This is a genomic window from Domibacillus sp. 8LH (assembly GCF_038806185.1).
Lineage (GTDB): Bacteria > Bacillota > Bacilli > Bacillales > Domibacillaceae > Domibacillus > Domibacillus indicus_A.
This window is the reverse complement of the sequence record NZ_JAVJNG010000001.1, coordinates 415,593-442,319: the sequence shown is the minus strand read 5'-3', so window position 1 is coordinate 442,319 and position 26,727 is coordinate 415,593. Positions and strand designations below refer to the sequence as shown.

The 26,727-nt window shown below is 45.6% G+C and carries 30 protein-coding genes; 27 read left to right on the top strand and 3 right to left on the bottom strand.

The features are described from left to right. From aroE to RG959_RS02330, 6 genes are read left to right on the top strand one after another with little or no spacing between them, the layout of a single operon-like run. A complete protein-coding gene (gene aroE / locus RG959_RS02355) occupies positions 1 to 843 on the top strand; it encodes a shikimate dehydrogenase (RefSeq protein WP_342795790.1) in 843 nt (280 codons plus the stop codon). Then, complete coding sequence (gene yhbY, locus RG959_RS02350) at positions 837 to 1,130, top strand: ribosome assembly RNA-binding protein YhbY (RefSeq protein WP_242233394.1); 294 nt, start codon at positions 837 to 839, stop codon at positions 1,128 to 1,130. The genes aroE and yhbY overlap by 7 nt, the downstream gene beginning before the upstream one ends. Continuing rightward, complete coding sequence (locus RG959_RS02345; protein ID WP_342795789.1) at positions 1,127 to 1,696, top strand: nicotinate-nucleotide adenylyltransferase; 570 nt, start codon at positions 1,127 to 1,129, stop codon at positions 1,694 to 1,696. The genes yhbY and RG959_RS02345 overlap by 4 nt, the downstream gene beginning before the upstream one ends. After that, positions 1,686 to 2,255, top strand: a complete 570-nt coding sequence (gene yqeK / locus RG959_RS02340) for a bis(5'-nucleosyl)-tetraphosphatase (symmetrical) YqeK (protein ID WP_342795788.1) — start codon at positions 1,686 to 1,688, stop codon at positions 2,253 to 2,255. Before RG959_RS02345 ends, yqeK begins: the two co-directional genes overlap by 11 nt. Then, on the top strand, positions 2,256 to 2,606 hold the full coding sequence (rsfS, locus tag RG959_RS02335; protein WP_242233397.1) for a ribosome silencing factor: 351 nt from the start codon (positions 2,256 to 2,258) through the stop codon (positions 2,604 to 2,606). It begins immediately after the preceding gene. Beyond that, entirely contained in the window at positions 2,603 to 3,334 is a 732-nt protein-coding gene (locus tag RG959_RS02330) for a class I SAM-dependent DNA methyltransferase (RefSeq protein ID WP_342795787.1), read from the top strand. The genes rsfS and RG959_RS02330 overlap by 4 nt, the downstream gene beginning before the upstream one ends. Before the next feature lie 64 nt (positions 3,335 to 3,398). Here RG959_RS02330 and comER read toward each other — a convergent pair whose 3' ends face one another. After that, positions 3,399 to 4,226 (bottom strand): late competence protein ComER, encoded by an 828-nt coding sequence (gene comER, locus RG959_RS02325; protein WP_342795786.1) that lies wholly within the window; start codon positions 4,224 to 4,226, stop codon positions 3,399 to 3,401. An 86-nt stretch (positions 4,227 to 4,312) separates the two neighbouring features. Here comER and RG959_RS02320 point away from each other — a divergent pair, with 86 nt between their 5' ends. From RG959_RS02320 to RG959_RS02310, 3 genes are all read left to right on the top strand, one after another. Further along, positions 4,313 to 4,954 (top strand): helix-hairpin-helix domain-containing protein, encoded by a 642-nt coding sequence (locus RG959_RS02320; protein WP_342795785.1) that lies wholly within the window; start codon positions 4,313 to 4,315, stop codon positions 4,952 to 4,954. 87 nt (positions 4,955 to 5,041) lie between these two features. Further along, a complete protein-coding gene (locus tag RG959_RS02315; protein WP_242233401.1) occupies positions 5,042 to 5,458 on the top strand; it encodes a deoxycytidylate deaminase in 417 nt (138 codons plus the stop codon). A gap of 13 nt (positions 5,459 to 5,471) precedes the next feature. Beyond that, the gene (locus tag RG959_RS02310) at positions 5,472 to 7,751 is read left to right on the top strand and encodes a DNA internalization-related competence protein ComEC/Rec2 (RefSeq protein ID WP_342795784.1); all 2,280 of its coding nucleotides are present in this window, start codon (positions 5,472 to 5,474) and stop codon (positions 7,749 to 7,751) included. A 37-nt stretch (positions 7,752 to 7,788) separates the two neighbouring features. On the opposite strand, the gene RG959_RS02305 is transcribed toward RG959_RS02310, so the two are convergent. Next, positions 7,789 to 7,920: a YqzM family protein gene (locus RG959_RS02305; RefSeq protein ID WP_342795783.1), complete on the bottom strand. Its 132-nt coding sequence runs from the start codon at positions 7,918 to 7,920 to the stop codon at positions 7,789 to 7,791. A 175-nt stretch (positions 7,921 to 8,095) separates the two neighbouring features. Between RG959_RS02305 and holA the strand changes: the two genes are divergently transcribed. Next, a complete protein-coding gene (gene holA, locus RG959_RS02300) occupies positions 8,096 to 9,115 on the top strand; it encodes a DNA polymerase III subunit delta (RefSeq protein WP_342795782.1) in 1,020 nt (339 codons plus the stop codon). Positions 9,116 to 9,145: 30 nt separating this feature from the next. Here the strand turns inward: holA and rpsT are convergent, their stop codons facing one another. Then, positions 9,146 to 9,400 carry a 30S ribosomal protein S20 gene (rpsT, locus tag RG959_RS02295; protein ID WP_045851032.1) on the bottom strand — a complete coding sequence of 85 codons (255 nt, stop codon included), beginning with the start codon at positions 9,398 to 9,400 and terminating at the stop codon, positions 9,146 to 9,148. Positions 9,401 to 9,580: 180 nt separating this feature from the next. Between rpsT and gpr the strand changes: the two genes are divergently transcribed. The 17 genes from gpr (at position 9,581) to RG959_RS02210 (ending at position 26,688) form a co-directional block, all read left to right on the top strand. Further along, the gene (gene gpr / locus RG959_RS02290) at positions 9,581 to 10,582 is read left to right on the top strand and encodes a GPR endopeptidase (protein WP_242233405.1); all 1,002 of its coding nucleotides are present in this window, start codon (positions 9,581 to 9,583) and stop codon (positions 10,580 to 10,582) included. A gap of 59 nt (positions 10,583 to 10,641) precedes the next feature. After that, complete coding sequence (gene spoIIP / locus RG959_RS02285) at positions 10,642 to 11,724, top strand: stage II sporulation protein P (RefSeq protein WP_342795781.1); 1,083 nt, start codon at positions 10,642 to 10,644, stop codon at positions 11,722 to 11,724. A gap of 91 nt (positions 11,725 to 11,815) precedes the next feature. Beyond that, positions 11,816 to 13,645 carry a translation elongation factor 4 gene (gene lepA / locus RG959_RS02280; protein WP_342795780.1) on the top strand — a complete coding sequence of 610 codons (1,830 nt, stop codon included), beginning with the start codon at positions 11,816 to 11,818 and terminating at the stop codon, positions 13,643 to 13,645. 229 nt (positions 13,646 to 13,874) lie between these two features. After that, positions 13,875 to 15,011, top strand: a complete 1,137-nt coding sequence (gene hemW / locus RG959_RS02275) for a radical SAM family heme chaperone HemW (RefSeq protein WP_342795779.1) — start codon at positions 13,875 to 13,877, stop codon at positions 15,009 to 15,011. An 89-nt stretch (positions 15,012 to 15,100) separates the two neighbouring features. Continuing rightward, positions 15,101 to 16,135 carry a heat-inducible transcriptional repressor HrcA gene (gene hrcA / locus RG959_RS02270; protein WP_342795778.1) on the top strand — a complete coding sequence of 345 codons (1,035 nt, stop codon included), beginning with the start codon at positions 15,101 to 15,103 and terminating at the stop codon, positions 16,133 to 16,135. 11 nt (positions 16,136 to 16,146) lie between these two features. Then, positions 16,147 to 16,737, top strand: coding sequence for a nucleotide exchange factor GrpE (gene grpE, locus RG959_RS02265; protein WP_396120260.1), 591 nt, complete (start codon positions 16,147 to 16,149; stop codon positions 16,735 to 16,737). Positions 16,738 to 16,779: 42 nt separating this feature from the next. Continuing rightward, complete coding sequence (gene dnaK, locus RG959_RS02260; protein WP_342795777.1) at positions 16,780 to 18,612, top strand: molecular chaperone DnaK; 1,833 nt, start codon at positions 16,780 to 16,782, stop codon at positions 18,610 to 18,612. Between the two features lie 133 nt (positions 18,613 to 18,745). After that, the gene (gene dnaJ / locus RG959_RS02255; RefSeq protein WP_342795776.1) at positions 18,746 to 19,864 is read left to right on the top strand and encodes a molecular chaperone DnaJ; all 1,119 of its coding nucleotides are present in this window, start codon (positions 18,746 to 18,748) and stop codon (positions 19,862 to 19,864) included. 24 nt (positions 19,865 to 19,888) lie between these two features. Next, complete coding sequence (prmA, locus tag RG959_RS02250; RefSeq protein ID WP_342795775.1) at positions 19,889 to 20,833, top strand: 50S ribosomal protein L11 methyltransferase; 945 nt, start codon at positions 19,889 to 19,891, stop codon at positions 20,831 to 20,833. A 13-nt stretch (positions 20,834 to 20,846) separates the two neighbouring features. Further along, positions 20,847 to 21,596, top strand: coding sequence for a 16S rRNA (uracil(1498)-N(3))-methyltransferase (locus tag RG959_RS02245; protein ID WP_342795774.1), 750 nt, complete (start codon positions 20,847 to 20,849; stop codon positions 21,594 to 21,596). A gap of 5 nt (positions 21,597 to 21,601) precedes the next feature. Next, a complete protein-coding gene (gene mtaB, locus RG959_RS02240; RefSeq protein ID WP_342795773.1) occupies positions 21,602 to 22,933 on the top strand; it encodes a tRNA (N(6)-L-threonylcarbamoyladenosine(37)-C(2))-methylthiotransferase MtaB in 1,332 nt (443 codons plus the stop codon). A gap of 110 nt (positions 22,934 to 23,043) precedes the next feature. Next, on the top strand, positions 23,044 to 23,727 hold the full coding sequence (gene deoC, locus RG959_RS02235; protein ID WP_242233416.1) for a deoxyribose-phosphate aldolase: 684 nt from the start codon (positions 23,044 to 23,046) through the stop codon (positions 23,725 to 23,727). Between the two features lie 109 nt (positions 23,728 to 23,836). After that, entirely contained in the window at positions 23,837 to 24,010 is a 174-nt protein-coding gene (gene rpsU / locus RG959_RS02230; RefSeq protein ID WP_018393973.1) for a 30S ribosomal protein S21, read from the top strand. A gap of 13 nt (positions 24,011 to 24,023) precedes the next feature. Beyond that, the gene (locus RG959_RS02225; RefSeq protein WP_242233417.1) at positions 24,024 to 24,470 is read left to right on the top strand and encodes a GatB/YqeY domain-containing protein; all 447 of its coding nucleotides are present in this window, start codon (positions 24,024 to 24,026) and stop codon (positions 24,468 to 24,470) included. Between the two features lie 117 nt (positions 24,471 to 24,587). After that, positions 24,588 to 25,292: an NfeD family protein gene (locus RG959_RS02220; RefSeq protein ID WP_342795772.1), complete on the top strand. Its 705-nt coding sequence runs from the start codon at positions 24,588 to 24,590 to the stop codon at positions 25,290 to 25,292. Between the two features lie 15 nt (positions 25,293 to 25,307). Next, positions 25,308 to 26,303, top strand: coding sequence for a flotillin-like protein FloA (gene floA / locus RG959_RS02215; RefSeq protein ID WP_251271066.1), 996 nt, complete (start codon positions 25,308 to 25,310; stop codon positions 26,301 to 26,303). Between the two features lie 67 nt (positions 26,304 to 26,370). Beyond that, the gene (locus RG959_RS02210) at positions 26,371 to 26,688 is read left to right on the top strand and encodes a hypothetical protein (protein ID WP_342795771.1); all 318 of its coding nucleotides are present in this window, start codon (positions 26,371 to 26,373) and stop codon (positions 26,686 to 26,688) included. The last annotated feature ends 39 nt before the right edge of the window (positions 26,689 to 26,727 follow it).

Below are 26,727 nucleotides of genomic sequence, written 5' to 3'. Positions count from 1 at the left end.
GTGAAAAAGCTATACGGGGTTATAGGCGATCCAATTGGCCATTCTATGTCGCCTGATATGCATAACGATGCGTTTGGGGCGCTTCATATGGAAGCATACTATCATCCTTTTCATATTAAAAGTGAAGAGCTGAAAACAGCGGTCGCAGGAATGAAGGCCATTGGCCTTTCAGGCTTTAACGTCACTGTACCTCATAAAACAGCCATTATGCCGCTATTAGATGAAATAGATCCGCTTGCTGAAGCGATCGGTGCAGTAAACACAGTTGTGCGAGATGAGAACCGCTTCATTGGGTATAATACAGATGGAGAAGGATTTGTACGCGGGCTGAATGAGGAATATGGAAGCTCCGTGCTCGATAAAAAGATCATGATTATTGGAGCGGGCGGCGCAGCAAGAGCGATTTACTATACGCTTAGCCAGCAGGGAGCCGAACGGGTAGACATTGCCAATCGAACACCGGCAAAAGCCGAAGAGCTGAAAAGCCGGTGTCCATATCCCGTTAAAACGGCTCTTTTATCTCTTGAGCAGGCGGAAGAGCAGCTCGGTGATTATGATATTATCATTCAAACAACATCCATTGGCATGTCGCCGAAAGTAAGTGAAACACCTATTCATGTAAAGAATATCCGTCCAGATGCGTTTGTATCGGATATCATTTACAATCCAGCGGAAACAATGATCATGAAAGAAGCTAAAAAGCAGGGCGCACGTGTGCAAAACGGTTTGAAAATGTTTGCTTATCAGGGTGCGCTTGCTTTTGAAAAATGGACAGGCGTCCTGCCTGACACGGAACGTATGCAAAAAATAGTACAGAATAAACTTGGAGGAACATCATGCTGACAGGAAAACAAAAACGATTTTTACGAGCAGAGGCTCATCACCTAGACCCAATTTTTCAAGTAGGTAAAGGCGGCGTTAATGAAAACATGACAACGCAAATTGCCGAAGCACTTGAAGTGCGCGAATTAATCAAGGTGAGTATTTTACAAAACAATGAAGATGATAAACATGAGGTGGCAGAAGCACTGGCCAAGGGTGCAAAAGCAGAGCTTGTTCAGTTGATCGGCCACACAGTGGTATTATATAAAGAATCAAAAGAAAACAAAAAAATTGTTCTGCCGCGATGAAAAAAGTGGGTATTTTAGGCGGAACTTTTAACCCGCCGCATGTTGGCCATTTAATTGCAGCCAATGAGGCCCTGCATGGGCTCGATCTAGATGAAGTCCGTTTTATGCCCAATTCACTTCCGCCGCATAAAAAGCTTGCTGGTCATGTGGAGGACGAACACCGTCTCCGTATGACAGAGCTTGCCATTGAAGGAAATGACTGCTTTCGGGTTGAAACGGTTGAAATCCAGCGTGCAGGGGTATCGTATACGATTGATACAATGCGGGAATTGATAAAGCGAGAACCTGAAACATCATTTTATTTTATAATTGGCGCGGACATGATTGAATATTTACCGAAATGGCGTGACATTGATGAATTAAGCCGGCTTGTTACCTTTGTCGGAGTCAAGCGGCCGGGCTATTCAACAGAAACGCCTTACCCGGTGTTATTAATTGATACGCCGGAAATTCATTTGTCATCAACGGTTCTCCGGGAAAAAGCAGCGTCAAACAAAACGCTTCATTATCTTATGCCGGAAACGGTCATTCGGTATATAAAGGAGAACGGCTTATATGGAGCGTAGCAGAGCACTGGAGATTGTTGAAAAACAATTAACGGAAAAGCGGTACACGCATACTCTAGGGGTATCAGAAGCAGCTGTCGAGCTGGCAGGCCGCTATGGAGCAGATGTCTACAAAGCGGAACTGGCCGCTATTTTCCACGATTATGCAAAGTTTCGTCCGAAAGAAGAAATGAAGCAGATTTTAATAGACGAGAGAGAAGACGAGCGGCTTCTTGCGTTTCACCACGAGCTTTGGCATGCGCCGGCGGGGGCTGTGCTGGTACGCAGAGAAGCAGGAATTGAAGATGAAGACATACTCTCTGCTATCCGCTGGCATACAACCGGGAAGCCTGGCATGACCTTGCTTGAAAAAATCATCTATCTGGCAGATTATATTGAGCCAGGCCGGGCATTTCCAGGTGTGGAGGAAGTACGGGCGATTGCAAAGCAGAATTTGAATGCGGCTGTTTTAGCGGCTGTAAAAAATTCAATTCTCTTTTTAATGAGTAAAAAACAGCCGGTTTTCCCGGTTACGATGGATACGTATAATGATCTTATTCAGAATGGAGACGATGTTTAATTGACAGAACAACAGCAATTACTGCAAGCAGTAACAAAAGCAGCAGATGATAAGCGGGCAGAAAATATTACAGCCCTTAATATGGAAGGTATTTCACCGGTCGCTGATTACTTCGTGATCTGCCATGGGAATTCAGATAAACAAGTACAGGCAATTGCCCGTGAAGTAAAAGAGAAAGCAGAAGAACTTGGCTTTGATATTCGCCGGATGGAAGGGTTTGACGAAGCACGCTGGGTATTGATTGATATCGGCGATGTAGTCGTTCACGTTTTTCATCGTGAGGAGCGGGTTTACTACAACCTTGAACGCCTATGGGGCGACGCGCCGCACGTTGATGTGCTGATGTCATGAGTTATAACCGGTTTGCTTCGGTGTACGATGCGCTTATGCAGGATGCACCGTACGATGAATGGGAAGCATATTTGCAAAGGGAAGTAAAAGGGGGATCCCTGCTTGATATCGGCTGCGGGACAGGAGAACTGGCCGTTCGTTTTGCCCGAGTCGGATTTCAAGTAACAGGGATTGACCTTTCCGATGATATGCTTGCCATTGCCCGCGAAAAAGCGGAAGCAAATGGAATGAACATCCCGCTTTTTCAGCAGGATATGCGTGAGCTTGATGGGATTGGTCAATTTGACACGGCTGTTATTTTTTGCGACTCGCTTAACTATTTACAGTCAGAAGAAGATGTGAAGCAAACGTTTCAATCGGTGTTCAGCTGCTTAAAAGAAGACGGTTTGTTTCTATTCGATGTCCATTCCTCCTTTAAAATGAATCATGTTTTTGTAGAGCAGACGTTTGCGGATGCCGCCGAAGATATTTCATTTATATGGAATGCATTTCCGGGAGAACATCCGGACAGTGTCGAACATGAATTAACGTTCTTCGTTCAAACAGAGAACGGCGAATATGAACGATTTGATGAATTGCATTATCAACGCACTTTTGAGCCTAAAGTATATGAACAGTGGCTTAAAGAAGCGGGCTTCTATGTTGAAGCGATCACGGCCGATTTCACAAATGGTGCCCCAGCACCAGAATCAGAACGGATCTTTTTCAAAGCAAGAAAGAGCAGCTGATCAGCTGCTCTTTTTTTGTTAAGATTTTGTAAAGAAGAAAGGAAAACGAAAAGGAGCGCCGAATTTAGTCAATAATGCCAAATGCGGCAGATGCCTCTTTTCTGTCTTCTGCAGCTTTTTGCTGTGTCATTCTGCAAAGCGATGCAAACAATTCGCCTGCCTCTGATTCAATAACCGTAAGACCTCTTCCTGTTACGCCGCCTTTTGCAGCGGTGCGTTCCGTCAGCATCTCCAATGTCCAATCCTTTTGTTTCAGCAATTCTCCCAGGCCAATCATCATATGGAACGCCAGTGTTTCTGCCTGGCTTTTTGTTAATCCATATGTGACAGCTTCATCTGCATACATGACTGCCATTTTGGAAAAGAAAGCGGGCCCGCATCCAGTTAAATCTGAGGCAGCCCGGATAATGTTATCATCTGTTTCGAGCGCGACGCTGGCAATTTGATTGAGCAGTCCTGTTACTTTTTGCTGCCAGTCGTTTTCGCAGGAATCCCCAAAAGAGTATAAAATACCGCCAGAAGCCACTGTGTTGGTGACAGAAGGGATTACTTTTCCGCAGGAGCAGGAAATAATCGATTCCATTTGCTTTGTTGACACCGCGCTTGCAGTAGCCAGCACACAGTGTTCCTGCGTTAAAAAAGGCTCGATCGATTCAAGAAGAGGCTTTAAATCGGGCTGCCGGACGCATACAAAAATCAACTGGGTTTTTTTAACAAGCTCTTTAGTAGTTTGGCATACATGTATCCCGGGAAATAAGGCTTTTAAATGCAAGGCTTTTTCCCGTGTGCGATTGTGCAGGACAATATTTTCCGGCTCAGCAGCAGCAGCAAACATGAGCGCTTCTGTTAAAACGGTGCCAATGCTTCCTGTACCAATTATCCCAATGTTCATGCTTGCATTCACCCTTTCCTATTCATCTAAACACTGTATGCATATTATTTGTAAATATGACCGTAAATGAAAGGAGAAGAGAAGAAATGAACAAACAAGAAATGCTTAAAAAATACAAAGTTCCAGCAGCTGCAGGAGCTGTTTTAGCTGCCGTCTGGCTGTACGGTTTAACAAAAGAAGAACCGCAAGCTTTGCCGCCGGAGCCTGCTCTTTTAGAAGCACCTAAAAGTGAACCGGCTGCCGAGGAAGCAGAACCGGCGCAAAATCAGCCTAGTGAAGTAGCCATTGATGTGAAAGGAGCCGTTTCAATGCCGGGCATTTACGTGCTGTCAAATGATCAGCGAGTGAATGATGCAATCCATAAAGCGGGCGGACTTACCGAAAAAGCAGATGCGGCTGCCATTAATTTAGCACAAAAAGTACAGGATGAAATGGTTATCTATGTGCCGGCAGAGGGAGAAGAAATGCCGGACGTAGAGCAAGCAACTGCATCATCTTCAGTTGCAGCCGGCAGTGATGAGGCTGCCGAATCTGCTTCGATCAATATCAATACAGCAGACTCGGCATTATTGCAGGAGCTTCCGGGTGTTGGTGAGTCGAAAGCCCAGGCGATTATTGATTTCAGAGAAACGGAAGGAGCTTTTACAGCAGTAGAGGATTTGAAAAACGTGGCAGGAATTGGTGATAAAGTATTTGAAAAGCTGGCTCCTCTCGTGACTATTCAATAAAGGGTTTGACGGATGGAAGAACCTCTCGATAAACTGAAAGAATAAACCGGCCGCAGACCGGAAGAAACAGAAAAGAGGTTTTTGAGAATGGAACGAAAAAGCTGGGATGATTATTTTTTAAATATTGCGGAGGTGGTGGCTACTCGTTCAACCTGCAATCGGCTTCATGTTGGCTGTGTGATTGTAAAAGACAAGCATATTGTGTCTACAGGCTATAACGGTTCTATTCATGGGCATGAACATTGCCAGGACGCAGGCTGCTTATTATCGGATCAAGGCCGTTGTATCCGGTGCCTGCATGCAGAATTAAATGCAGTGCTTCATGCAGAGCGTGATAAGTTAAAAGGGGCATCTGCTTACGTTACCCACGAGCCATGTGAAAACTGTGCAAAAACGCTTGCCCAGGCCGGTGTAGCGCGGATTATCTATCGTAATGCCTATCCAAACAAATGGAACAGCCACTTTTTAAAAGATATTGAGGTCATCCACGTTCCCGCTGAATAAAGGATGGTGATGTATGCCGCTTCTTCAAATGAGCATGGCGGCCCTTGCAGCCATTTTATTCGCAGTGCAGGCGCCATGGCAGGCTGCTTTGCTGGCTGCTGCGATAGGAGGATTATTATGTTGGAATGTGGACCGGCGTACACGCTTTTGGATGATCGGGACATTTATGCTGTTTTTGAGCGTGGTGCCAATTCAGGAAGCGCGCAGCCAGTCTGCTTTTACGGGAAAAGAAACAAAATGGATCGTTTCATTTACAGATGATATCCAAATCGAAGGGGACAGGTTAAGAGCAGGTGTAGAAGAAACACAATTTCATGAAAGACTCAGCTTGGTCTACCGAATGAACTCAAAAGAAGAAAAAGAGCTTTTACAAGAGGGGCTTACTCCAGGATTAACCTGCCGGATTCAAGGGAAAGCGTCTCTTCCGAACGAAGCCAGAAATCCAGGTGAATTCGATTACCGGTCCTATTTAGCCGCGAGCGGAACCTTCTTTGTTCTCACACCTGAACATATTTCTCTCGATCAGTGTGTGTTAAACCAGTCACTTCGTTATGCACCTGCTGCTTGGCGGATGGCCGCCATTAAGCGTATTCAAGAACGTTTTCCAGCACCCCTTGTCCATACAGCGGCTGCGCTTCTGGTTGGCGATCGGTCATCCGGTCCCGAAGAAACAGAAGAAGACTACGAGCGGCTTGGCATCGTGCATATTCTGTCGATCTCAGGATTGCATGTAACGCTCTTGACAGGACTTCTTTATTATCTGCTGCTCCGTGCAGGAATGACACGTGAGCGGGCACGTCTGCTTTTATTAGCAGCGCTGCCTCTTTATGCCTTGTTGGCGGGAGGGTCTCCGCCGGTTGTTCGCTCCTGTTTAATGACAGGTGCAATTTTGCTTGCTGCTTTTAACAGCAGAAAACTATCAGCTGCTGGAGCACTTGGAGCTGCTTTTTTAATCATGACTCTCTGGAACCCATTTTTGATTTTTCAAGCTGGTTTTCAGCTGTCCTTCCTCGTTACGTTCGCCCTCGTTTTATCAACCGGCGTAATTTTAAAAAAAGCGCAGCATGCAGTCGAGCTTTCTTTATTTGTTTCGGTTTTATCTCAGCTTGCCGCCCTGCCGGTATTGCTTTTCCATTTCGCAGAACTCTCCGTTATTTCACCGCTGGCCAACCTTCTGTTTGTCCCATTTTATTCATTTTTTATGATGCCGGCCGTTCTTCTTTTGTTTTGCTTGTCTTTTTTAATGCCTATTTCTTTTTTCGCTTCATTTGTCAATGAATGTTTGATCAAAATGGATCAATTGGCTGCGCTGCTGGCGAATCTGCCATTTGCGGTTCTTGTAACAGGGCAGCCAGGCATGGAAGCAGCTGCTCTTCTGACTGTCACTTCTCTCGCTTCTCTTTTATTGTGGGAATTGAGAAAAAACATGAAACTAAGCCTCGCGATATGCAGTTTTGCTCTGGCTGTTTTTGTCCTGGTCGGCCGCTTCTCCCCAGAAGGGAAAATCACCTTTCTAGATGTTGGGCAGGGAGACAGCATTCTGATTCAATTGCCCCGCAATGAAGGAAACTATTTAATTGATACAGGCGGGCAGGTGCCGTTTGAGCAGGAAGCCTGGAAGGAACGGAATGGCGGGTTTTCAGTAGGGAAAGATACAGTCGTTCCTTTTTTGAAAAGAGAAGGGATCACCAAGCTGGATAAGTTGATTATCACCCACGCAGATTTTGATCACGCCGGTGCAGCCGCAGAAGTGCTCCAATCTATTTCGGCAAAAGAAATCATTATGTCACCAGGATCAGGAGGAGAACCGGTCATAGCCGACATGATCAAAACCGGCCTGAAGATACGGGAAGGCGGAGAAGGGGAAAGCTGGAGGACAAAAAGCGCAGTTTTTCAGTTTTTAGCGCCGGATGACCGGGATTATGAAGGAAACAATGACTCGCTTGTGCTTTTTGCCAGAATCGGGGGGAAAACATGGCTGTTCACAGGTGATCTTGAAAAAGAGGGAGAAGCCGAATTGATCGAGAAGTACAGCTTCCATGCAGACTGGTTAAAAGTAGGCCATCACGGCAGCAAAACCTCTTCCTCGCCATCGTTTATTCAAGCCCTTCAGCCACAGTTTGCCGTGATATCTGCCGGACTTAACAATCGTTATGGGCATCCGCATAGAGAAGTGACCGATACGCTGGAAAAAGCAGGAGTCCGCATATACCGTACAGACAAACATGGTGCCATTACGTATACATTTAAAGGAGAGAATGGGAAAATCGAAACTGTACTTCCATCTCCATAAAAAACCCCGTCCTATTAAAGGGCGGGGTTTTGGTGCATCAACCGACCAGTTGAATCACCGTGGCAAGAACGAACATGGTAGCAAAGAAACCGAATGAAACGATAAAACCTACAGCGGAGTCTACAGCATCATTACGCTTAGATTGAACATTTTTTTCGAAATCGTTCACAGCCATCCCTCCCATTTTCTTTAAGTATAGACAATGAAAAAGGAAAAATCTATACGAGACAACTTCTTTTCATTTAAAAAGCGGATAAGTTTGTAGATGGAAAAGATGGAGTCTATCTTGCGTATCGGGATGGTTTTTCCTACAATGAAAACAGAAACAGAATGGAGTCGAGTAAATGGATGTATTAAAAGAGTTAAAGAGCGGCCGGTTTCGTTCCGTTTATTTGTTGTACGGGCCAGAGCAGTATTTTATAGAAGAAGCACGACAGCTGCTTTTAAAAGGAGCACTGGATGGGGAAGATACGGATTTAAACGTCACTTCCTTTGATATGACAGAAGTGCCGGTAGAAGCGGCCATTGAAGAAGCGGAAACCCTGCCGTTTCTTGGAGACAGGAAGCTTGTGTTTGTTCAGAACCCGATTTTTTTCACAGCTGAAAAATCAAAAATAGAGCATGATACAAAAAGGCTTGAACAATACCTGCAGGACCCCGCTCCATTTACAATTCTTGTTTTTCAAGGAAGGTTTGAAAAGCTTGATGAACGAAAAAAATTAACAAAGCTCATTAAAAAGCAGGCAGGCGTTTTGGAAGCAAAACGTCCAGCTGAACGGGAGCTGTCCGGCTGGATTAAGGGCAGAGCCGCAGAAGAAGGAGTGGTGATAGAAGATGCAGCCATCCATCAGCTCCTCGCCATTGCTGGATTTAACTTGTCTGTCCTGTCGATGGAGATTATGAAGCTTGCTCTTCATGCCGGGCAGGGAAACGAGATTACCGAAGAAAATGTAACAGCACTGACGGCGCGGACGCTCGAAAGTGATATTTTTCGACTGGTAGACCGCATCGTCACAGGGCATTTGTCTGAAGCACTACGCATTTATTATGATTTAATCCGCCTGAATGAAGAGCCGTTAAAAATTCTTGCCGTTATAGCGGGACAGTTCCGGCTGATCTATCAAGTAAAAGAGCTGTTGAAAAAAGGATACGGCCAGCAGCAAATAGCCGGACAGCTGAAAGTGCATCCGTTTCGTGTAAAAATAGCGGGGGGGCAGGCACGGGCTTTTTCGGAAGCACAGCTTGCCGCAGTGATTCATATGCTTGCAGAAAGCGATTATGAGATGAAAAGCAGTGCTATGGATAAAAAAATGATTATGGAGTTATTTTTCTTCCGGCTGCAGACGATGATGCAGACAAAATAAAAAAAGTGTCCAATTTGGACACTTTTTTTATTAGTTAGCCAACTTTTTCATAAGACGGCTTTTTTGACGGTTCGCAGCGTTTTTGTGGATAAGGCCTTTTGCTGCAGCTTTATCTAGTTTGCTAACTGCTTGTACAAGCAATTCTTTTGCGTTTTCGTCATTATTAGCAGCTGCTGTTTCGAACTTTTTCACCGCGCTGCGCATAGCTGATTTCGCTTGCGTGTTGCGTGCTGAACGAATTTGAGCAGTTTTTGTGCGTTTGATGGCAGATTTAATATTTGGCATTTACTGTCACCTCCTAAAATGGATCGAACTTTTATTCGTACCCGATTATCAATCATTATTGAATTAAACAACAAGAAGTATTTTAGCAAAGGAATAAAAGAAATGCAATAGGAATCCGGTGTAAAGGAATAAACTTTTACACACAGGGGCAAACTGTGAAAAAAATGGAGGGTGAATTGAATGGAAAAATGGTCTCCACGCACAGATTTAGCCTTGGAATCTGCTTTAATTGCCGAGCAGCAAACAGGAAGTAAAGTCCCTGGAATTGAAATGAAGGAAGAAGAAAAAGAAGGCACGAAGGTGACAACGGTCGAAATTACAAAGGAAGCTGAGCAGATAACCGGAAGAAAAGCTGGTCATTATGTGACCGTTGAATCAGCGGACTTGCGCCACTCCGATTCTGCCCGCCACGCTGCCATCAGCCGGGTTGTAGCAGAAGAAATTCGTTTATTTATAAAGGGAGCGGGTATTAAGCAAGACGCCTCTTGTTTAATTGCCGGTCTTGGAAATGAACTCGTTACGCCCGATTCTCTTGGGCCTCGTGTAACGGACCGTCTTATCGTGACCAATCATTTATTCAAGCTGCATCCTGAACACGTTCAGCCCGGCTATCGCCCGGTCAGCGCCATTTCTCCCGGTGTTATGGGCATGACGGGAATTGAAACAGGAGATATTCTGCTTGGTTTAATTGAGCGGGAGAAGCCGGATTTTTTAATTGTCATTGACGCGCTTGCTGCTCGTTCTATTGAAAGACTGAATGCAACGATTCAAATGACGGATACGGGTATTCAGCCGGGAGCCGGGATCGGGAACCGCCGAAAAGAAATCAGTCGTGAAACAGCAGGTATCCCGGTGATCGCCATTGGCATTCCGACTGTGATTGACGCTGCTACCGTCACGCGTGACGCAGTAGAAATGGTCATGGAAAATCTGCAAGAAAAAAGCGGACGCGGAGATGAAGAATGGAAGCGGTCGTTTTTAGGAAATATCGGTCTGCTGGATGAAAACGAAAAACATCAATTAATTCATGAAGTGCTGACCCCGGCAGGTTTAAATATGATTGTAACACCAAAAGAAGCGGACATGTTTATTCAAGGAGCGGCAGCGGTCGTTTCCAGTGCCTTGAATGAATCTCTTCATGACCGTCCACCGGAAGAAACACGATCTTTTTTTGCAGGCTGATTCATGGTCTGCTTTTTTTATTTGCTGCATAAGGTAAAGGGATAAGAGCTGAAAAGGGGATGGCGACAATCCTTTTGCACAAAAAAAAGCATATACCATACTGGCTTGTTCCCGTATACGCCTGCCTAGTGGTCATGCCGTTTTGGATGGCGGGGTTTTTAACGGTCATGCCGTTTTCGTACCATTTTACCTCCCAATCTATGAGCCGGGCGGCAGCAGAAATTCCGGCCGCTTCTTTTTATCAGCTTCTGCGTTTAGAAAATCATGCTTTCCAGTCAGATGAAAAAGTGGGACAAGGTACAATCGGGTGGGTGGACGCTGCTTTTCAATCGGCTGCCGGAATTAGTTTGCGCGATCCGCGGACCTTTCTGGGAAAAGAACTTCCGGGCTTTTCTATTTATGACAGCCAAATTTTAATTGCCGGGGAAGGAACGGATTATACGAATTTACCGGTTGAATCCAAAAAGCCGGATGATCTTCCGGTGCCGAAAGAGCCGGATGAGCCAAAAGAAAATACGCCTCCAGCCGGGGAAGAAAAAGTGCTTCTTTACTTTACGCATACGTCCGAATCATTCACTCCTAAAAATGGACAAGCCCCAATGAACATTACAGAAGTGGGAACAATGATTGGAAAAAGTTTGGAGGAAGAGGGAATCGGGGTATCTGTCAATAAAACGGATATAGGGGCGCTGTTAAAGAAAAAAGGGAAAAAATACAGTGCTTCCTATGAAGAATCACGGACTGTCGTTGCGGCTGTTCAAAAAAAAGAGCCATCGTTGTCTTATTTAATTGATATTCATCGCGATTCACAGGACAAATCGATCACAACAGCCCGCGTAAACGGGCAGGATATGGCAAAAACCGTATTTGTCGTTGGCGGAGAGCATCCAGGGTATGAAGAAAATGCCCGTTTTGCTTCATCACTTCATAAACTTTTCGAACAGTATTATCCCGGTCTTTCGCGCGGTGTAATCGTAAAGTCGGGCAGCCAGACAAACGGAAAATTCAACCAGGATCTTTCAAACCGGGCGATTTTGATTGAAATGGGCGGTGTCGATAACACCCGTGAAGAATTGGAAAGAAGTGCGGCTGCGGTCGCTGATATTTTGGCCCGTTTTATTAAAGCGGAACAAAATGAATAGCCCGTTCGTTTAATGTTCGTTGTCAATTGCATAACGCGCTGATATAATCACAATAGTATCTATGTGCCGATAAACAGGAGTGAACATTGAAATGAACAACAACGAACGACTAGAACGGCAGGAGCGTATTCGAAATTTCTCGATCATTGCCCATATTGACCATGGGAAATCAACGCTTGCTGACCGTATTTTAGAAAAAACAAAAGCGTTAACAGCGCGTGAAATGAAAAGCCAGCTTCTTGATTCAATGGATCTTGAACGGGAACGCGGTATTACGATTAAACTAAATGCAGTACAGCTGAACTATACGGCTAAAGACGGACAGGACTATATCTTTCACTTGATTGATACGCCGGGACACGTCGATTTTACGTACGAAGTATCAAGAAGTCTTGCAGCCTGCGAAGGCGCCATCCTTGTGGTGGATGCGGCGCAGGGCATTGAAGCACAAACGCTCGCTAACGTTTATTTAGCCCTGGACAATGACCTTGAAATTTTGCCGGTTATTAATAAAATTGACCTTCCGGCTGCAGAACCAGAGCGTGTGCGCCAGGAAGTAGAAGATGTGATCGGCCTGGATGCCTCAGAAGCGGTTCTAGCGTCAGCGAAAGCCGGCATTGGTATCGAGGAAATTTTAGAACAGGTGGTTGAAAAAGTGCCGGCGCCAACCGGGGATCCGGAAGCACCGCTTAAAGCCCTTATTTTTGACTCTCTTTACGATGCATACCGAGGGGTTATTGCTTATATCCGGGTTGTAGATGGCACGGTGAAGGTCGGCGACAAAATTAAAATGATGGCGACCGGAAAAGAGTTTGAAGTAACTGAAATCGGTGTTTTTACCCCAAAAACGACACAGCGAAAAGAGCTGACGGTTGGAGATGTTGGCTACCTTGCTGCCGCTATTAAAAATGTCGGAGATACGCAGGTCGGGGATACAATCACATCGGCGAAAAACAGTGCGACAGAACCGCTTGCCGGCTATCGAAAACTGAATCCAATGGTGTATTGCGGTCTTTACCCGATCGATTCGTCAAAATACAATGACTTGCGTGAAGCGCTTGAAAAGCTTGAGTTGAATGACTCCGCTCTTCAATATGAGCCGGAAACATCCCAGGCACTCGGCTTTGGTTTCCGCTGCGGCTTCCTTGGCCTGCTTCATATGGAGATTATTCAGGAACGGATTGAACGCGAGTTTAAAATTGACTTGATTACAACAGCACCAAGTGTTATTTACCAGGTAACGATGACAGATGGTGAAGAGGTTCGGATCGATAATCCATCGGATATGCCGGATCCACAAAAAATTGCCCACGTTGAAGAACCGTATGTAAAAGCATCGATCATCGTGCCGAATGACTATGTCGGAGCAGTGATGGAGCTTGCTCAGGGTAAACGCGGCAATTTTATTGATATGCAGTATCTTGATACAAACCGCGTCAGCGTTGTTTATGAAATGCCGCTGTCTGAAATTGTGTATGACTTCTTTGACCAGCTGAAGTCGAGTACGAAAGGCTATGCCTCATTCGACTACGAACTCATTGGCTACAAACAATCCAAGCTGGTGAAGATGGATATTCTTCTCAACGCAGAAACGGTCGATGCACTCAGCTTTATCGTTCACCGTGACTTTGCGTATGACCGCGGCAAGATTATCGTTGAAAAGCTGAAAGAACTCATTCCGCGCCAGCATTTTGAGGTGCCTATACAGGCGGCGATCGGCAACAAAGTTGTGGCCCGGTCCACCATCAAAGCGATGCGTAAAAACGTTCTGGCCAAGTGTTACGGCGGAGATATTTCCCGGAAACGGAAACTGCTTGAGAAGCAGAAGGAAGGGAAAAAGCGCATGAAACAGGTTGGATCGGTTGAAGTCCCGCAGGAAGCGTTTATGGCTGTCTTAAAAATGGATGATCCACAAAAATAACAAGAAGGTGCCTGGATTACGGGTATCTCAGAGCGTAGACACAGGAAGAGAGCAGGCTGATTCAAAACGTCTGCCTTTCCAGGAACGAAGCCGTTCGGGAAGCGGAGTGACCTTTTCGGGTCATGAGCATTCACACACGGCAAGTGACGCCGAAAGCGGGCGTTTGTCAGCAGCCTGAGGTGCCCTTATGATGGGCACCTTCCTTTATGTATAGAAGGGCGTGAACAAAATGACAAAAGCAGCTTATCTTCATATTCCGTTTTGCCATCATATTTGTCATTATTGTGATTTTAATAAAGTATTTATGAAAAACCAGCCAGTGGAAGAGTATTTAAATGCGCTTGGTAAAGAAATGGCGATGGCCGGCGTCAAGCAGGGACTACAGTCGATTTTTGTAGGAGGCGGAACACCGACCTCCCTAAATGAGGCACAGCTTCTTCAGCTGGTCGAGTCAATTGAACAGCGGCTTCCTTTGCAGCCGGGTGCCGAGTATACATTCGAAGCCAATCCGGGCGACTTAACACCTGAAAAACTGCGCATTTTAAAAGAAGGCGGCGTAAACCGGCTGAGCATTGGGGTTCAGTCCTTTAATGACGCTCATTTAAAACAGATCGGGCGCACGCATACGAAAGAAGATGTTCTGCGCACGGTCCGGGATGCTGAACGGGCAGGCTTTGATCATTTAAGCATTGATTTAATTTATGGACTGCCGGAGCAGACGGTTGATGATGCAGTGGATACAGTAAAGCAGGCACTGGCACTTGGCCTTCCGCATTACTCCGCTTATTCACTTATCATCGAACCGAAAACGGTTTTTTATAATTTAATGGCCAAAGGCCGCCTCCCGCTTCCAAAGGAAGAAGCGGAAGCGGATATGTACGAAGCCGTCATGAGAGAAATGGAAGCGCACGGGCTTCATCAATATGAAATCAGCAATTTTGCCCGTCCGGGATTTGAAAGTATTCATAACATTACGTATTGGAACAATGAAGAATATTATGGATTCGGGGCCGGTGCGCACGGGTATGTAGATGGAGAGCGATACGCAAATTTTGGCCCGCTTAAAAAATACATGCAGCCCATTGAGCGTAATGAACAGCCGCGTATGTCTTCCCAAAGGGTAACGAAGCCGGAACAAATGGAAGAAGAAATGTTTCTCGGATTGCGAAAAATGGAGGGTGTGTCTATCGCAGCGTTCGAAAAACAATACGGAGAAAGCCCTGTCCGGCTGTTCCAAAAAGCCATACAGGAAATGACGAGCCGTGGCCTGCTTGAGGTAGAAGAGGGCTTTATCCGCCTTACCCACCGTGGAAAATTTCTCGGAAATGAAGTGTTTCAATCTTTTTTAATTGGCGCACAAATGTGAGCGTACTCGTTGACAGACAAAAAGGATTTTGATAATTTAAATGTAGATTTAGCACTCGAATACAAAGAGTGCTAACAGAGGTGATATACGTGCTGACAGACCGCCAACTTTTCATCTTGCAGATTATCATTGACGACTTTATTCGTTCGGCGCAGCCAGTCGGTTCACGCAATCTTGCCAAGAAAGAGGAAATTTCCTTTAGTCCGGCCACTATTCGTAATGAAATGGCGGATTTGGAGGAAATGGGGTTTTTGGAAAAAACGCATACCTCATCCGGCCGTGTTCCGTCGGAAAAAGGGTACCGGTATTACGTAGATCACTTACTGTCACCGGGATCCTTGCGGCGCAGCGAACGGACAGCGATTCATTCTATTTTTGCCGACAGGCAGGAAGGGCTTGAAAAAGCCGTTCAAAATGCAGCGACGATTTTGTCAGAATTGACAAATTATACATCGATCGTTCTTGGGCCGAAATTTAACGACCACCGGGTTAAACGCCTGCAAATTATTCCTATTGATACCCAGTCTGCTGTTGCCATCATCGTAACTGACACGGGACATGTGGAAAATAGAATTTTCTCTCTGCCGGAAGGAATAGAGCCGTCAGATATTGAAAAAATGGTCAATATTTTAAATGATCGGCTGACCGGTGTGCCATTGGCAGAGCTTCGCCGAAAAATTTACAAAGAAACAGCGGAATTAATGAGACGGCATCTTCACAATTACGAAGCTGTGCTGCATATGTTTGCGGAAGCTTCCGGCGGCCCGCCAATCGGCAAGCTGTTTATCGGGGGCAAAACAAATATTTTCAATCAGCCGGAATTTCGTGATGTGGAAAAAGTCCGCCTTGTGATGGACATGATGGAGAAAGAACAAGATATGTATGAGTTAATCCGTCCGACAGAAACCGGTGTACAGGTGAGAATCGGAACGGAAAACGCGGAGCAGGCAATGGAGGAATGCAGTTTAATTACAGCGTCTTATTCCGTTGGGGATGAGCCGGTTGGCACCATTGCCATTCTTGGTCCGAAACGGATGGAGTATTCGCGTGTGATTACACTTGTGGATTTTTTAAGTCATGACATGACAAAGGTGCTGACGCGCCTTTACAATACGCGAACATAAATTGATGATAAATGTTGGAGGTGACATCAGTGGCAGAAGAACAAAAGCCATTGACGGAAGAAAAACCAGCCGATGAGGCGGTTTCTTCTACAGAAGAGCAAGGTACGGTTGAAGTAGAAGTGGATCAAACAATCATTGAAGAAGTAGAAGAAGAATCAAAAGAAGAGCAGCTTCAAAAACAGCTTGATGAAGCAGAGGAACGTTATCTGCGGCTGCGGGCAGATTTCGATAATTTCCGTCGCCGGGCAAACCTGGACCGGGAAGCACAGGAAAAATACCGCGCGCAAAAGCTTGTAACGGAGCTGCTGCCAGTGCTTGATAATTTCGAGCGGGCGCTGCAGATCACTCCAGAACATGAAGAAACAAAATCTGTTCTTCAAGGAATGGAAATGGTTTATAAAACATTTGTTACGGCGCTTGAGAGCGAAGGTGTCAAGCCAATCGAAACAGTCGGAAAGCCATTTGATCCGAATGTACATCAAGCAGTCATGACAGACAGCGATGAATCAGCAGAACCAAATTCAGTTTTAGCTGAGCTGCAAAAAGGCTATACATTAAAAGATCGGGTTATTCGCCCGTCAATGGTAAAAGTAAATCAATAAATTTATTTTGATAAGCAATGATTTCAGGAGGGAACTTTAAAAATGAGTAAAATTATCGGTATTGACCTTGGAACAACAAACTCTTGCGTAGCAGTCCTTGAAGGCGGCGAAGCAAAAGTAATCCCAAATCCAGAAGGCAATCGTACAACACCATCTGTTGTAGCGTTTAAAAATGACGAGCGCCAGGTAGGGGAAGTGGCAAAACGCCAGGCAATTACAAACCCGAATACCATTATTTCGATTAAGCGCCATATGGGTACAACCCATAAAGAAACGATTGATGGAAAAGAGTATTCACCACAAGAGATTTCCGCAATGATTTTACAACATTTAAAAGCTTATGCAGAAGATTACCTTGGTGAAAAAGTAGACAAAGCCGTTATTACGGTACCGGCTTACTTCAATGATGCTGAACGCCAGGCTACAAAAGATGCCGGTAAAATTGCTGGTCTTGAAGTAGAGCGTATTATCAATGAGCCGACAGCTGCTGCGCTTGCATACGGCATGGATAAAACAGACCAGGACCAAACGATTCTTGTATACGACCTTGGCGGCGGTACATTTGACGTTTCGATCCTTGAGCTTGGCGACGGTGTATTTGAAGTACTTTCAACTGCCGGCGACAACCGTCTGGGCGGCGACGACTTTGATGAAGTCATCATTGACTATCTTGTAAATGAATTCAAGAAAGAAAACGGCATTGATTTGTCAAAAGACAAAATGGCAATGCAGCGTTTAAAAGATGCTGCTGAAAAAGCGAAAAAAGATTTGTCTGGTGTTACATCTACACAAATCTCTCTTCCATTTATCACAGCAGGCGAAGCTGGACCGCTTCACCTTGAAACAACACTTACACGTGCGAAATTTGATGAGCTGTCATCAAACCTTGTAGAGCGTACGATGAGCCCTGTTCGTCAGGCACTTCAAGATGCAGGCAAAACAAATGCGGATATCGATAAAGTAATCCTTGTCGGTGGTTCAACTCGTATTCCAGCTGTACAGGAAGCGATCAAAAAGCAAACAGGCAAAGAGCCGCATAAAGGCGTTAACCCGGACGAAGTAGTTGCAATGGGTGCAGCGATCCAGGGCGGCGTACTTACAGGTGACGTAAAAGACGTTGTTCTTCTTGATGTTACACCGCTTTCGCTTGGTATTGAAACAATGGGCGGCGTATTTACAAAGCTGATCGATCGTAACACAACAATCCCAACATCAAAATCACAAGTATTCTCGACGGCAGCAGATAACCAGCCGGCTGTTGATATTCATGTGCTTCAAGGTGAGCGTCCAATGTCAGCTGACAACAAAACGCTTGGCCGCTTCCAGTTGACAGACATTCCGCCGGCACCGCGCGGTGTACCGCAAATTGAAGTAACATTTGATATCGATAAAAACGGTATCGTAAATGTAAAAGCAAAAGATCTTGGCACACAAAAAGAACAGGCGATTACGATTCAATCTTCATCCGGTCTTTCTGATGAAGAAATCGAACGTATGGTAAAAGAAGCGGAAGAAAACGCGGATGCTGACAAACAGCGTAAAGAAGAAGTAGAGCTTCGCAACGAAGCAGACCAGCTTGTGTTTACAACAGAAAAAACGGTAAAAGAGCTTGAAGGCAAAGTGGACGAAGCAGAACTTCAAAAAGCAACGGAAGCAAAAGATGCGCTGAAAGAAGCTATTGAAAAAGGCGATCTTGAAGAAATCCGCACAAAACGCGATGCATTAAATGAAATTGTGCAGGCATTGTCTATGAAGCTGTATGAAGAAGCAGCAAAAGCGGCTCAAGCACAGCAAGGGGCTGAAGGCGCCGCAAAAGATGACGGTGTCGTGGATGCCGAATTTGAAGAAGTAGACGATTCAAAAGATAAAAACTAAGCGAAGTCACACGAAAAAGTCAAAGTCAGCGGTTTTCCGGCTTTGGCTTTTTTCGTGAAGCAATTTAATTTACCAATGAAGAGCAGATATATGTTAAAATAGCGGTTATGTGAATAAAACGGGAGTGAAAACGGTGAGTAAACGGGATTATTATGACGTATTAGGCGTCGGTAAAACGGCTTCAAAAGACGAAATTAAAAAAGCATACCGAAAGCTGTCTAAAAAATATCATCCGGATATCAATAAAGAAGCGGGCGCGGATGAAAAGTTTAAAGAGATTTCGGAAGCTTATGAAGTGCTGAGCGATGAGTCAAAAAGAGCCCAGTACGACCAATTTGGCCACGCAGGCCCGCAGCAGGGGGGATTCGGCGGTGGTGGATTCTCCGGCTTTGGCGGCGGTTTTGATGATATTTTCAGTACCTTTTTCGGCGGTGGAGGCCGCAGACGCGACCCGAATGCGCCCCGTCAGGGAGACGACCTTCAATATACAATGACTTTGACATTTGAAGAAGCGGTTTTCGGTGTGGAAAAAGATATTATCATTCCGAAAGAAGAAGAGTGCGGAACGTGCCACGGAAGCGGTGCGAAGCCGGGCACATCTCCTGAAACGTGCTCACACTGTGGCGGAGCCGGCCAGGTAAATGTGGAGCAAAACACACCATTTGGCCGTGTAGCAACGCGCCGTACTTGTCATCATTGCAGCGGTACAGGCAAAATGATTAAAGATAAATGTTCTACATGTGGTGGAGACGGCCGCGTAACGAAAAACAAAAAAATCAATGTGAAAGTGCCTGCTGGTATTGATGAAGGCCAGCAAATCCGTTTATCTGGGCAGGGAGAAGCCGGCATTAACGGGGGACCTCCAGGCGATTTGTATGTTGTATTCCGGGTGCGCGAACATGAATTATTCGAACGGGACGGCGATGATATTTACTGTGAAATGCCGATCACATTCGTACAGGCTGCTCTTGGTGATGAAATTGAAGTGCCGACGGTTCACGGTAAAGTGAAGCTGAAGATTCCGGCTGGCACACAAAGCGGCACCAGATTCCGTCTGCGCGGCAAGGGTGTAGCCAACGTAAGAGGTTTTGGCACAGGCGATCAGCATGTTTTAGTAAAAGTAATTACACCGGTAAAACTAAATGAAAAGCAAAAGCAGCTGCTGCGGGAGTTTGCAGAGGTAAGCGGTGAGCAGCCGAGCGAAGAAGATGGCTTTTTTGATAAAGTAAAACGCGCACTCAAGCGTGATTAAATGGCATGATGGGAGCGGACATATATGAAGTGGTCAGAAATTTGCATTGAAACCGTAAACGATGCAGTTGAACCAATTTCGAATATTTTACATGAGGCAGGGGCGAGCGGTGTTGTCATTGAAGACCGTGCCGAGCTTGATAAGAAGCGGGAAGGCGGCCTTTTCGGTGAATTGTACGAGCTGAACCCGAACGACTACCCGGATGAGGGAGTGGCTGTAAAAGCGTACCTGCCGGTAAACAGTTTTCTGCAGGAAACGGTTGATGATATTACAGCTGCTGTTAAAAATTTGTCTGCTTATCAAATTGATACTGGAAAGCTGCGCGTATCTGTCAGCGAAGTACATGAAGAAGACTGGGCAACAGCATGGAAACAATACTATAATCCGGTGAAAATCTCTGAAAAATTTACGATTGTCCCTACATGGGAAGAGTATGAGCCATTTTCAACCGATGAACTCATCATTGAGCTGGACCCGGGCATGGCATTTGGTACAGGAACGCACCCAACAACCGTGATGTGCCTGCAGGCGCTGGAACGGTTTGTGAAACCAGACCACCATGTAGTGGATGTGGGAACAGGATCAGGGGTGCTGGCTATTGGGGCCGCTCTGCTGGGAGCTTCTCGTGTTACGGCGCTTGATTTAGATGAAGTAGCCGTATCAGCAGCACGCCAGAATGTGGCGCTGAACCATGCAGAACACATTGTTACAGTTTCTAAAAACAATTTAATTGATGGAATTGACGACCAGCCCGATGTAGTCGTCTCCAATATTTTAGCGGAAGTGATTATTTCCTTTACCGGTGACGTAGCGTCAATCCTGCGTCCGGGCGGATTCTTTATTGCATCCGGTATTATCGGGCAGAAAAAAGGCGAGGTTCGCAAAGCGATGACGGATGCTGGTTTATTTATTGAAGAAACCGTAGTCATGGAAGACTGGGTCTGCATCGTCGGCAAAAAAGCGGAATGATAGAGGTGCAAGTATGCAGCGATATTTTTTAACGAGCGGGCAGAATGCAGAAAACATTCACTTTTCAAAAGAAGATGCGCATCACATCCGCCGGGTTATGCGGATGGAAGAAGGAGACCGTGTTTATGCCGTCTTCCCGGAAGGCAAAGCAGGGGTGGCTGTCCTAACGTCTGTAACAGACACCTCTGTTGAAGCGAGAATAGAGGAATGGCTTGAGCAGTCAACGGAAATGCCGGCTGAGGTTGTGGTTGCCTGTGGTCTTGTGAAAGGCGATAAATTCGATTATATTATACAGAAAGGAACAGAACTCGGCGCTGCCGGGTTTGTTCCGTTTGAAGCGGAGCGCTCGATCGTAAAGTGGGATCCGAAAAAAGGAGCCAAAAAAACAGAGCGCTGGCAGAAAATTGCTAAAGAAGCGGCGGAACAGTCACACCGAAACCGAATTCCAGACGTAGCAGAACCTGCGTCTATGAAGCAGATGATTGAGCAGTCAAGCACGTTTGACGTGAAAATCTTTGCTTATGAAGAAACGGCTAAATCCGGGGAAATGACAGCATTTTATGAGGCTGTTCATTTATTGAAGCCAGGCGGGCGAATGCTGATCGTCACCGGTCCGGAAGGCGGGTTTTCTGAAAAAGAAGCGGCTCTGCTGCAGGATTCAGGCTTTATTCCCTGTGCCCTTGGCCCAAGAATTCTTCGGGCGGAAACGGCGCCTTTGTATGTGCTGTCGGCGGTTTCGTTTTATTTAGAATTGAAGAGGTGATCAACATGCCAACAGTGGCATTTCATACATTAGGCTGCAAAGTAAACCATTATGAAACAGAAGCAATCTGGCAGCTGTTTGAGCAGCAAGGCTATGAACGTACAGATTTTGAAAAAACGTCTGACGTTTATGTAATTAATACGTGTACCGTTACCAATACAGGTGACAAAAAAAGCCGGCAGGTGATCCGGCGCGCAGTGCGCAAAAATCCGGATGCGGTTATTTGTGTAACTGGCTGCTATGCGCAGACATCCCCGGCTGAAATTATGGCCATTCCGGGAGTAGATATTGTTGTAGGGACACAGGATCGTGTCAAGATGCTTGATTATATCGAGCAATTTAAAGCAGAGCGCCAGCCGATCAATGCGGTAGGCAATATTATGAAGAATCGCGTGTATGAAGAACTAGATGTGCCGGCATTTACGGACCGGACTCGTGCTTCTTTGAAAATTCAAGAAGGCTGCAATAACTTCTGCACGTTTTGTATTATCCCATGGGCACGCGGCTTAATGCGTTCGCGTGACCCGGAAGAAGTCATTCGTCAGGCAAAACAGCTTGTCGAGTCCGGCTATCAGGAAATCGTTTTAACGGGTATTCATACCGGTGGTTACGGGTCTGACTTTAAAGATTATAATCTGGCAATGCTTCTTCGTGATCTTGAAGCGAAGGTGCCTGGATTAAAACGAATCCGTATTTCTTCGATTGAAGCAAGTCAGTTAACCGATGAAGTGATCGATGTGATTGACCAGTCAAATATTGTGGTCCGTCACCTGCACATTCCGCTTCAGTCTGGTTCGGACACAGTATTAAAGCGGATGCGCCGCAAGTATACAATGGCCGCTTTTGCAGACCGCTTAAACCGGCTGAAAAAAGCACTTCCAGGACTTGCTGTAACGTCTGACGTTATTGTGGGCTTCCCGGGCGAAACAGAAGAAGAATTTATGGAGACGTACAACTTCATTCAAGAGCATGGCTTCTCCGAGCTGCACGTATTCCCGTATTCAAAACGGACGGGTACGCCGGCAGCCCGAATGGAAGATCAAGTAGATGAAGAAGTGAAAAATGAGCGTGTCCATAAATTGATCGCCCTGTCCGACCAGCTTGCGAAAGAATACGCAGCCCGTTTTGAAAACGAAGTGCTCGAAGTGATTCCGGAAGAACCGTTTGGAGAAGGCGGAGAAGGACTTTACAGCGGCTATACCGACAATTACTTAAAAGTGGTTTTCCCGGCTACAGAAGACATGGTAGGGAAAATTGTAAAAGTGAAGATTACAAAAGCTGGCTACCCATACAACGAAGGACAATTTGTACGCGTTCTTGAACCAGCTCATGCATAATCAAAAGCCGGCCGCTGCGCCGGCTTTTTTTGCTGCTGTTTCTCGCAAGCTGCCCAGAATAATGATAAACTAAAGAGGTACGGACAACTAACTGAAAGGGGATCATGAAGATGATTACCGATACATTTGGAAATATTGCTAAAACAATTGACCATACGCTGTTAAAAGCAGATGCCACACAGGAAGAAATTGCGAAGCTTTGTGAGGAAGCAAACCGGCACGGCTTTGCATCGGTCTGCGTGAATCCAGCGCGAGTCAAGCAGGCGGCCGAACTCCTGCGGGGATCAGAAGTAAAGGTTTGTACAGTGATCGGCTTTCCGCTCGGCGCTACGCTGACGGAAGTAAAAGCGTTTGAAACAAAAACAGCGATTGAGCACGGAGCGACAGAAGTCGATATGGTGATCAATATTGGCGCTTTAAAAGACGGCGACACCGAAACTGTTCAAAAAGATATCAAAGCGGTCGTGGCTTCTGCGCAGGGAAAAGCGCTTGTAAAAGTCATTATTGAAACAAGCCTGTTAACGCAAAAAGAAAAGAAAACAGCATGCGAGCTCGCAGTGGCTGCAGGAGCGGATTATGTTAAAACATCAACTGGCTTTTCAGCAGGCGGAGCAACGGAAGAAGATGTACGCTTAATGCGTGAAACCGTCGGGCCTAAAGTAGGCGTAAAGGCTTCAGGAGGCGTTCGTACCCAGCAGGATGCTATGACAATGGTGAAAGCAGGAGCGACACGAATCGGCGCAAGCTCAGGAATCGCCATTGTAACCGGAGTTGAAGGAGAAGCCGGATATTAATTATGAATCTTTTGTAAAGAAAGTTTCTTGACCGAATACTATGCATGTATTATAATAGTGCAGTACATGGAATTTCCATCGTAATGTGTTCGGAGGGAGGGAAAAAGAAATGTCAAAAACTGTTGTTCGCAAAAACGAATCGCTTGAAGATGCTCTTCGCCGTTTCAAGAAAACTGTTTCTAAAACTGGCACCCTGCAGGAGTACAGAAAGCGCGAATTTTATGAAAAACCAAGCGTGAAACGCAAAAAGAAATCAGAAGCAGCTCGTAAACGTAAGTTCTAAGAGGAGGTTTTATATGAGTCTTCTCGGACGTCTTAATGATGAGATGAAGCAAGCGATGAAGAACAAAGAGAAAGAAAAGCTGACAGTCATCCGCATGCTCAAAGCTGCATTGCAAAATGAAAGTATTAAAGCAGGCGGCCGCGACCTGACAGAAGAGGAAGAACTGACAGTCCTTTCTCGCGAAGTGAAACAGCGCAAAGACTCCCTCCACGAGTTTGAAAAAGCCGGCCGTGAGGATCTTGTGGCCAAAATTCAGACTGAACTGACTTACGTGAACGAATATATGCCGGAACAGCTTTCAGAAGAAGAAGTATCAGCCATTGTGGAAGAAACAATCGCTGAAACAGGCGCTTCTGCAAAATCAGACATGGGGAAAGTGATGGCTGCGCTTATGCCAAAAGTAAAAGGCAAAGCAGATGGATCACTTGTCAACCGTCTTGTTCAGCAAAAGCTTTCCTAAAAAGCTGCCGTCCTTAATTGGGCGGCAGTTTTTTTTATTTTATTTTATGAAACTTTTTTCCTGTTTATTCCGTATAAATAAGAAACAACCTACAGAAAGGTGGTGAAATCGAGTGACATGAGAAACTGGACAGGGCTGCTTGCAGGTTTTCCAGTTTTAACGGCCTTTAACTGGAGTGACCGGTTTATTGAGTTTGCTACACACCCCATTACGGTCATGATTTTGTTATCCGTTATGCTGGCAGGTTTTATTTTGGAATTGTTTACACCAGGCTTCGGACTGCCCGGGATGGCTGCCACCCTTGCATTAATCATCTTTATAGCAGGCCATATGATGTCAGGTGATGCCGGGATATCAACCGTTCTGCTTATCATTGTTGGTGTTCTTTTTATTCTGGCCGAAGTCATTTTACCAGGCGGGGTTATCGGTTTTTTAGGCTTTCTCCTCTTTGCCGCAGGAGTGCTTTTTGCCGGTGCAAGCATGCTATGGATGGCCGTTTCCCTATTGATCGCCTTTTTAGTAGCAACTGCAGTACTGATTTTGATGGTAAAGGTGTTGGGAAAAGAAATGAAATTTTTAAAAAAGTTTATTTTAAGTGATTCGACGGATACTGAACACGGCTATGTATCGAATGTGACGCGCACAGACTTAATCGGGAAAACAGGTAAAACGAAAACACCTCTGCGTCCATCAGGGACGGTTGTAATTGACGGAGAGCGTATTGATGCGGTGGCAGAAGGGGTTTTCATTCCCGCAGGCATAGAGGTAGCCGTCGTAAAAACAGAAGGTGTCCGGGTTGTTGTTAGAGAAATGGAGTCTTAAAGGAGGAAGGATCGTATGGTTGTAGGAAATACCGTTCTTTTAATTGCTGTTGTGATTGGAGTCATTATTTTACTCAGTATTTTGTTAACACTTGTGCCGGTCGCGCTTTGGATTTCTGCCCTGGCAGCCGGTGTGAAAATTAGTATCTTTACATTGGTTGGTATGCGGCTGCGCCGGGTTATACCAAGCCGTGTTGTGAATCCGCTTATTAAAGCATCCAAAGCGGGTCTTGGCTTAACCATTAATCAGCTTGAGAGCCATTATTTGGCCGGGGGCAACGTTGACCGTGTGGTAAATGCGCTGATTGCCGCTCATCGTGCCAATATCGACCTGACGTTTGAACGGGCGGCTGCAATTGACCTTGCTGGCCGTGACGTACTGGAAGCCGTTCAAATGAGTGTGAATCCGAAAGTGATTGAAACACCTTTTATTGCTGGGGTTGCCATGAATGGAATTGAAGTAAAGGCAAAAGCGCGTATTACAGTTCGGGCCAATATTGACCGCCTTGTCGGGGGAGCCGGGGAAGAAACCATTGTGGCCCGTGTGGGTGAAGGGATCGTTTCGACCATTGGTTCAAGCGATCATCATAAAAAAGTGCTGGAAAACCCGGATATGATTTCACAGACGGTTTTAAATAAAGGGCTGGATTCCGGCACTGCATTTGAAATTTTGTCTATTGATATCGCAGATGTGGATATCGGTAAAAATATCGGTGCCGAACTGCAGACAGAACAGGCAGAAGCGGATAAAAATATTGCTCAGGCAAAAGCAGAAGAACGTCGTGCAATGGCGGTAGCGAAAGAGCAGGAAATGAAAGCGCGCGTAGAAGAAATGCGGGCAAAAGTTGTAGAAGCAGAGGCAGATGTACCTCGTGCGATGGGAGAAGCATTGCGTGCCGGTAATATTGGCGTGATGGACTATTTAAATATCCAAAATCTTTCTGCGGACACAGACATGCGTGATGCAATCAGCGGTCTTGGGGAAAAGAAAAAAGATCATAATCAGGATTAATCCAATGTAAAAGGGGGTCATCGCAATAGAAGCACTCATTATTGCCGTTATTGCCGGTTTGATCTCAATGCTTTTTAATAAAAAAGAAAAGCAGGAAACGCCTAAATCTTATAAACAAAAAGCCGAACAGAAAGTAAAGGATTTAGCCGGCCGTCTAGAAGATCAGCGTGCAAACGTGAAGGCAGCAATGCCGGTCGAATTAAAACAGCCGAATACGCAGCCGGTACTAAAAGAGGAAAAAAGCGAGTCACGCCCTGCTCGGGTAAATCGAACAAAAAAACAAGAGCCGATCTCGGTCATTGATACATGGACGGGAGAAGACATGATAAAAGGGATTATCCTGTCTGAAGTTCTTGGCCCGCCAAAGTCGAAGCGTAAAAAGTGATGAGTGCCCCTTTTTTTTCATAGATATATGAAAAAGAAA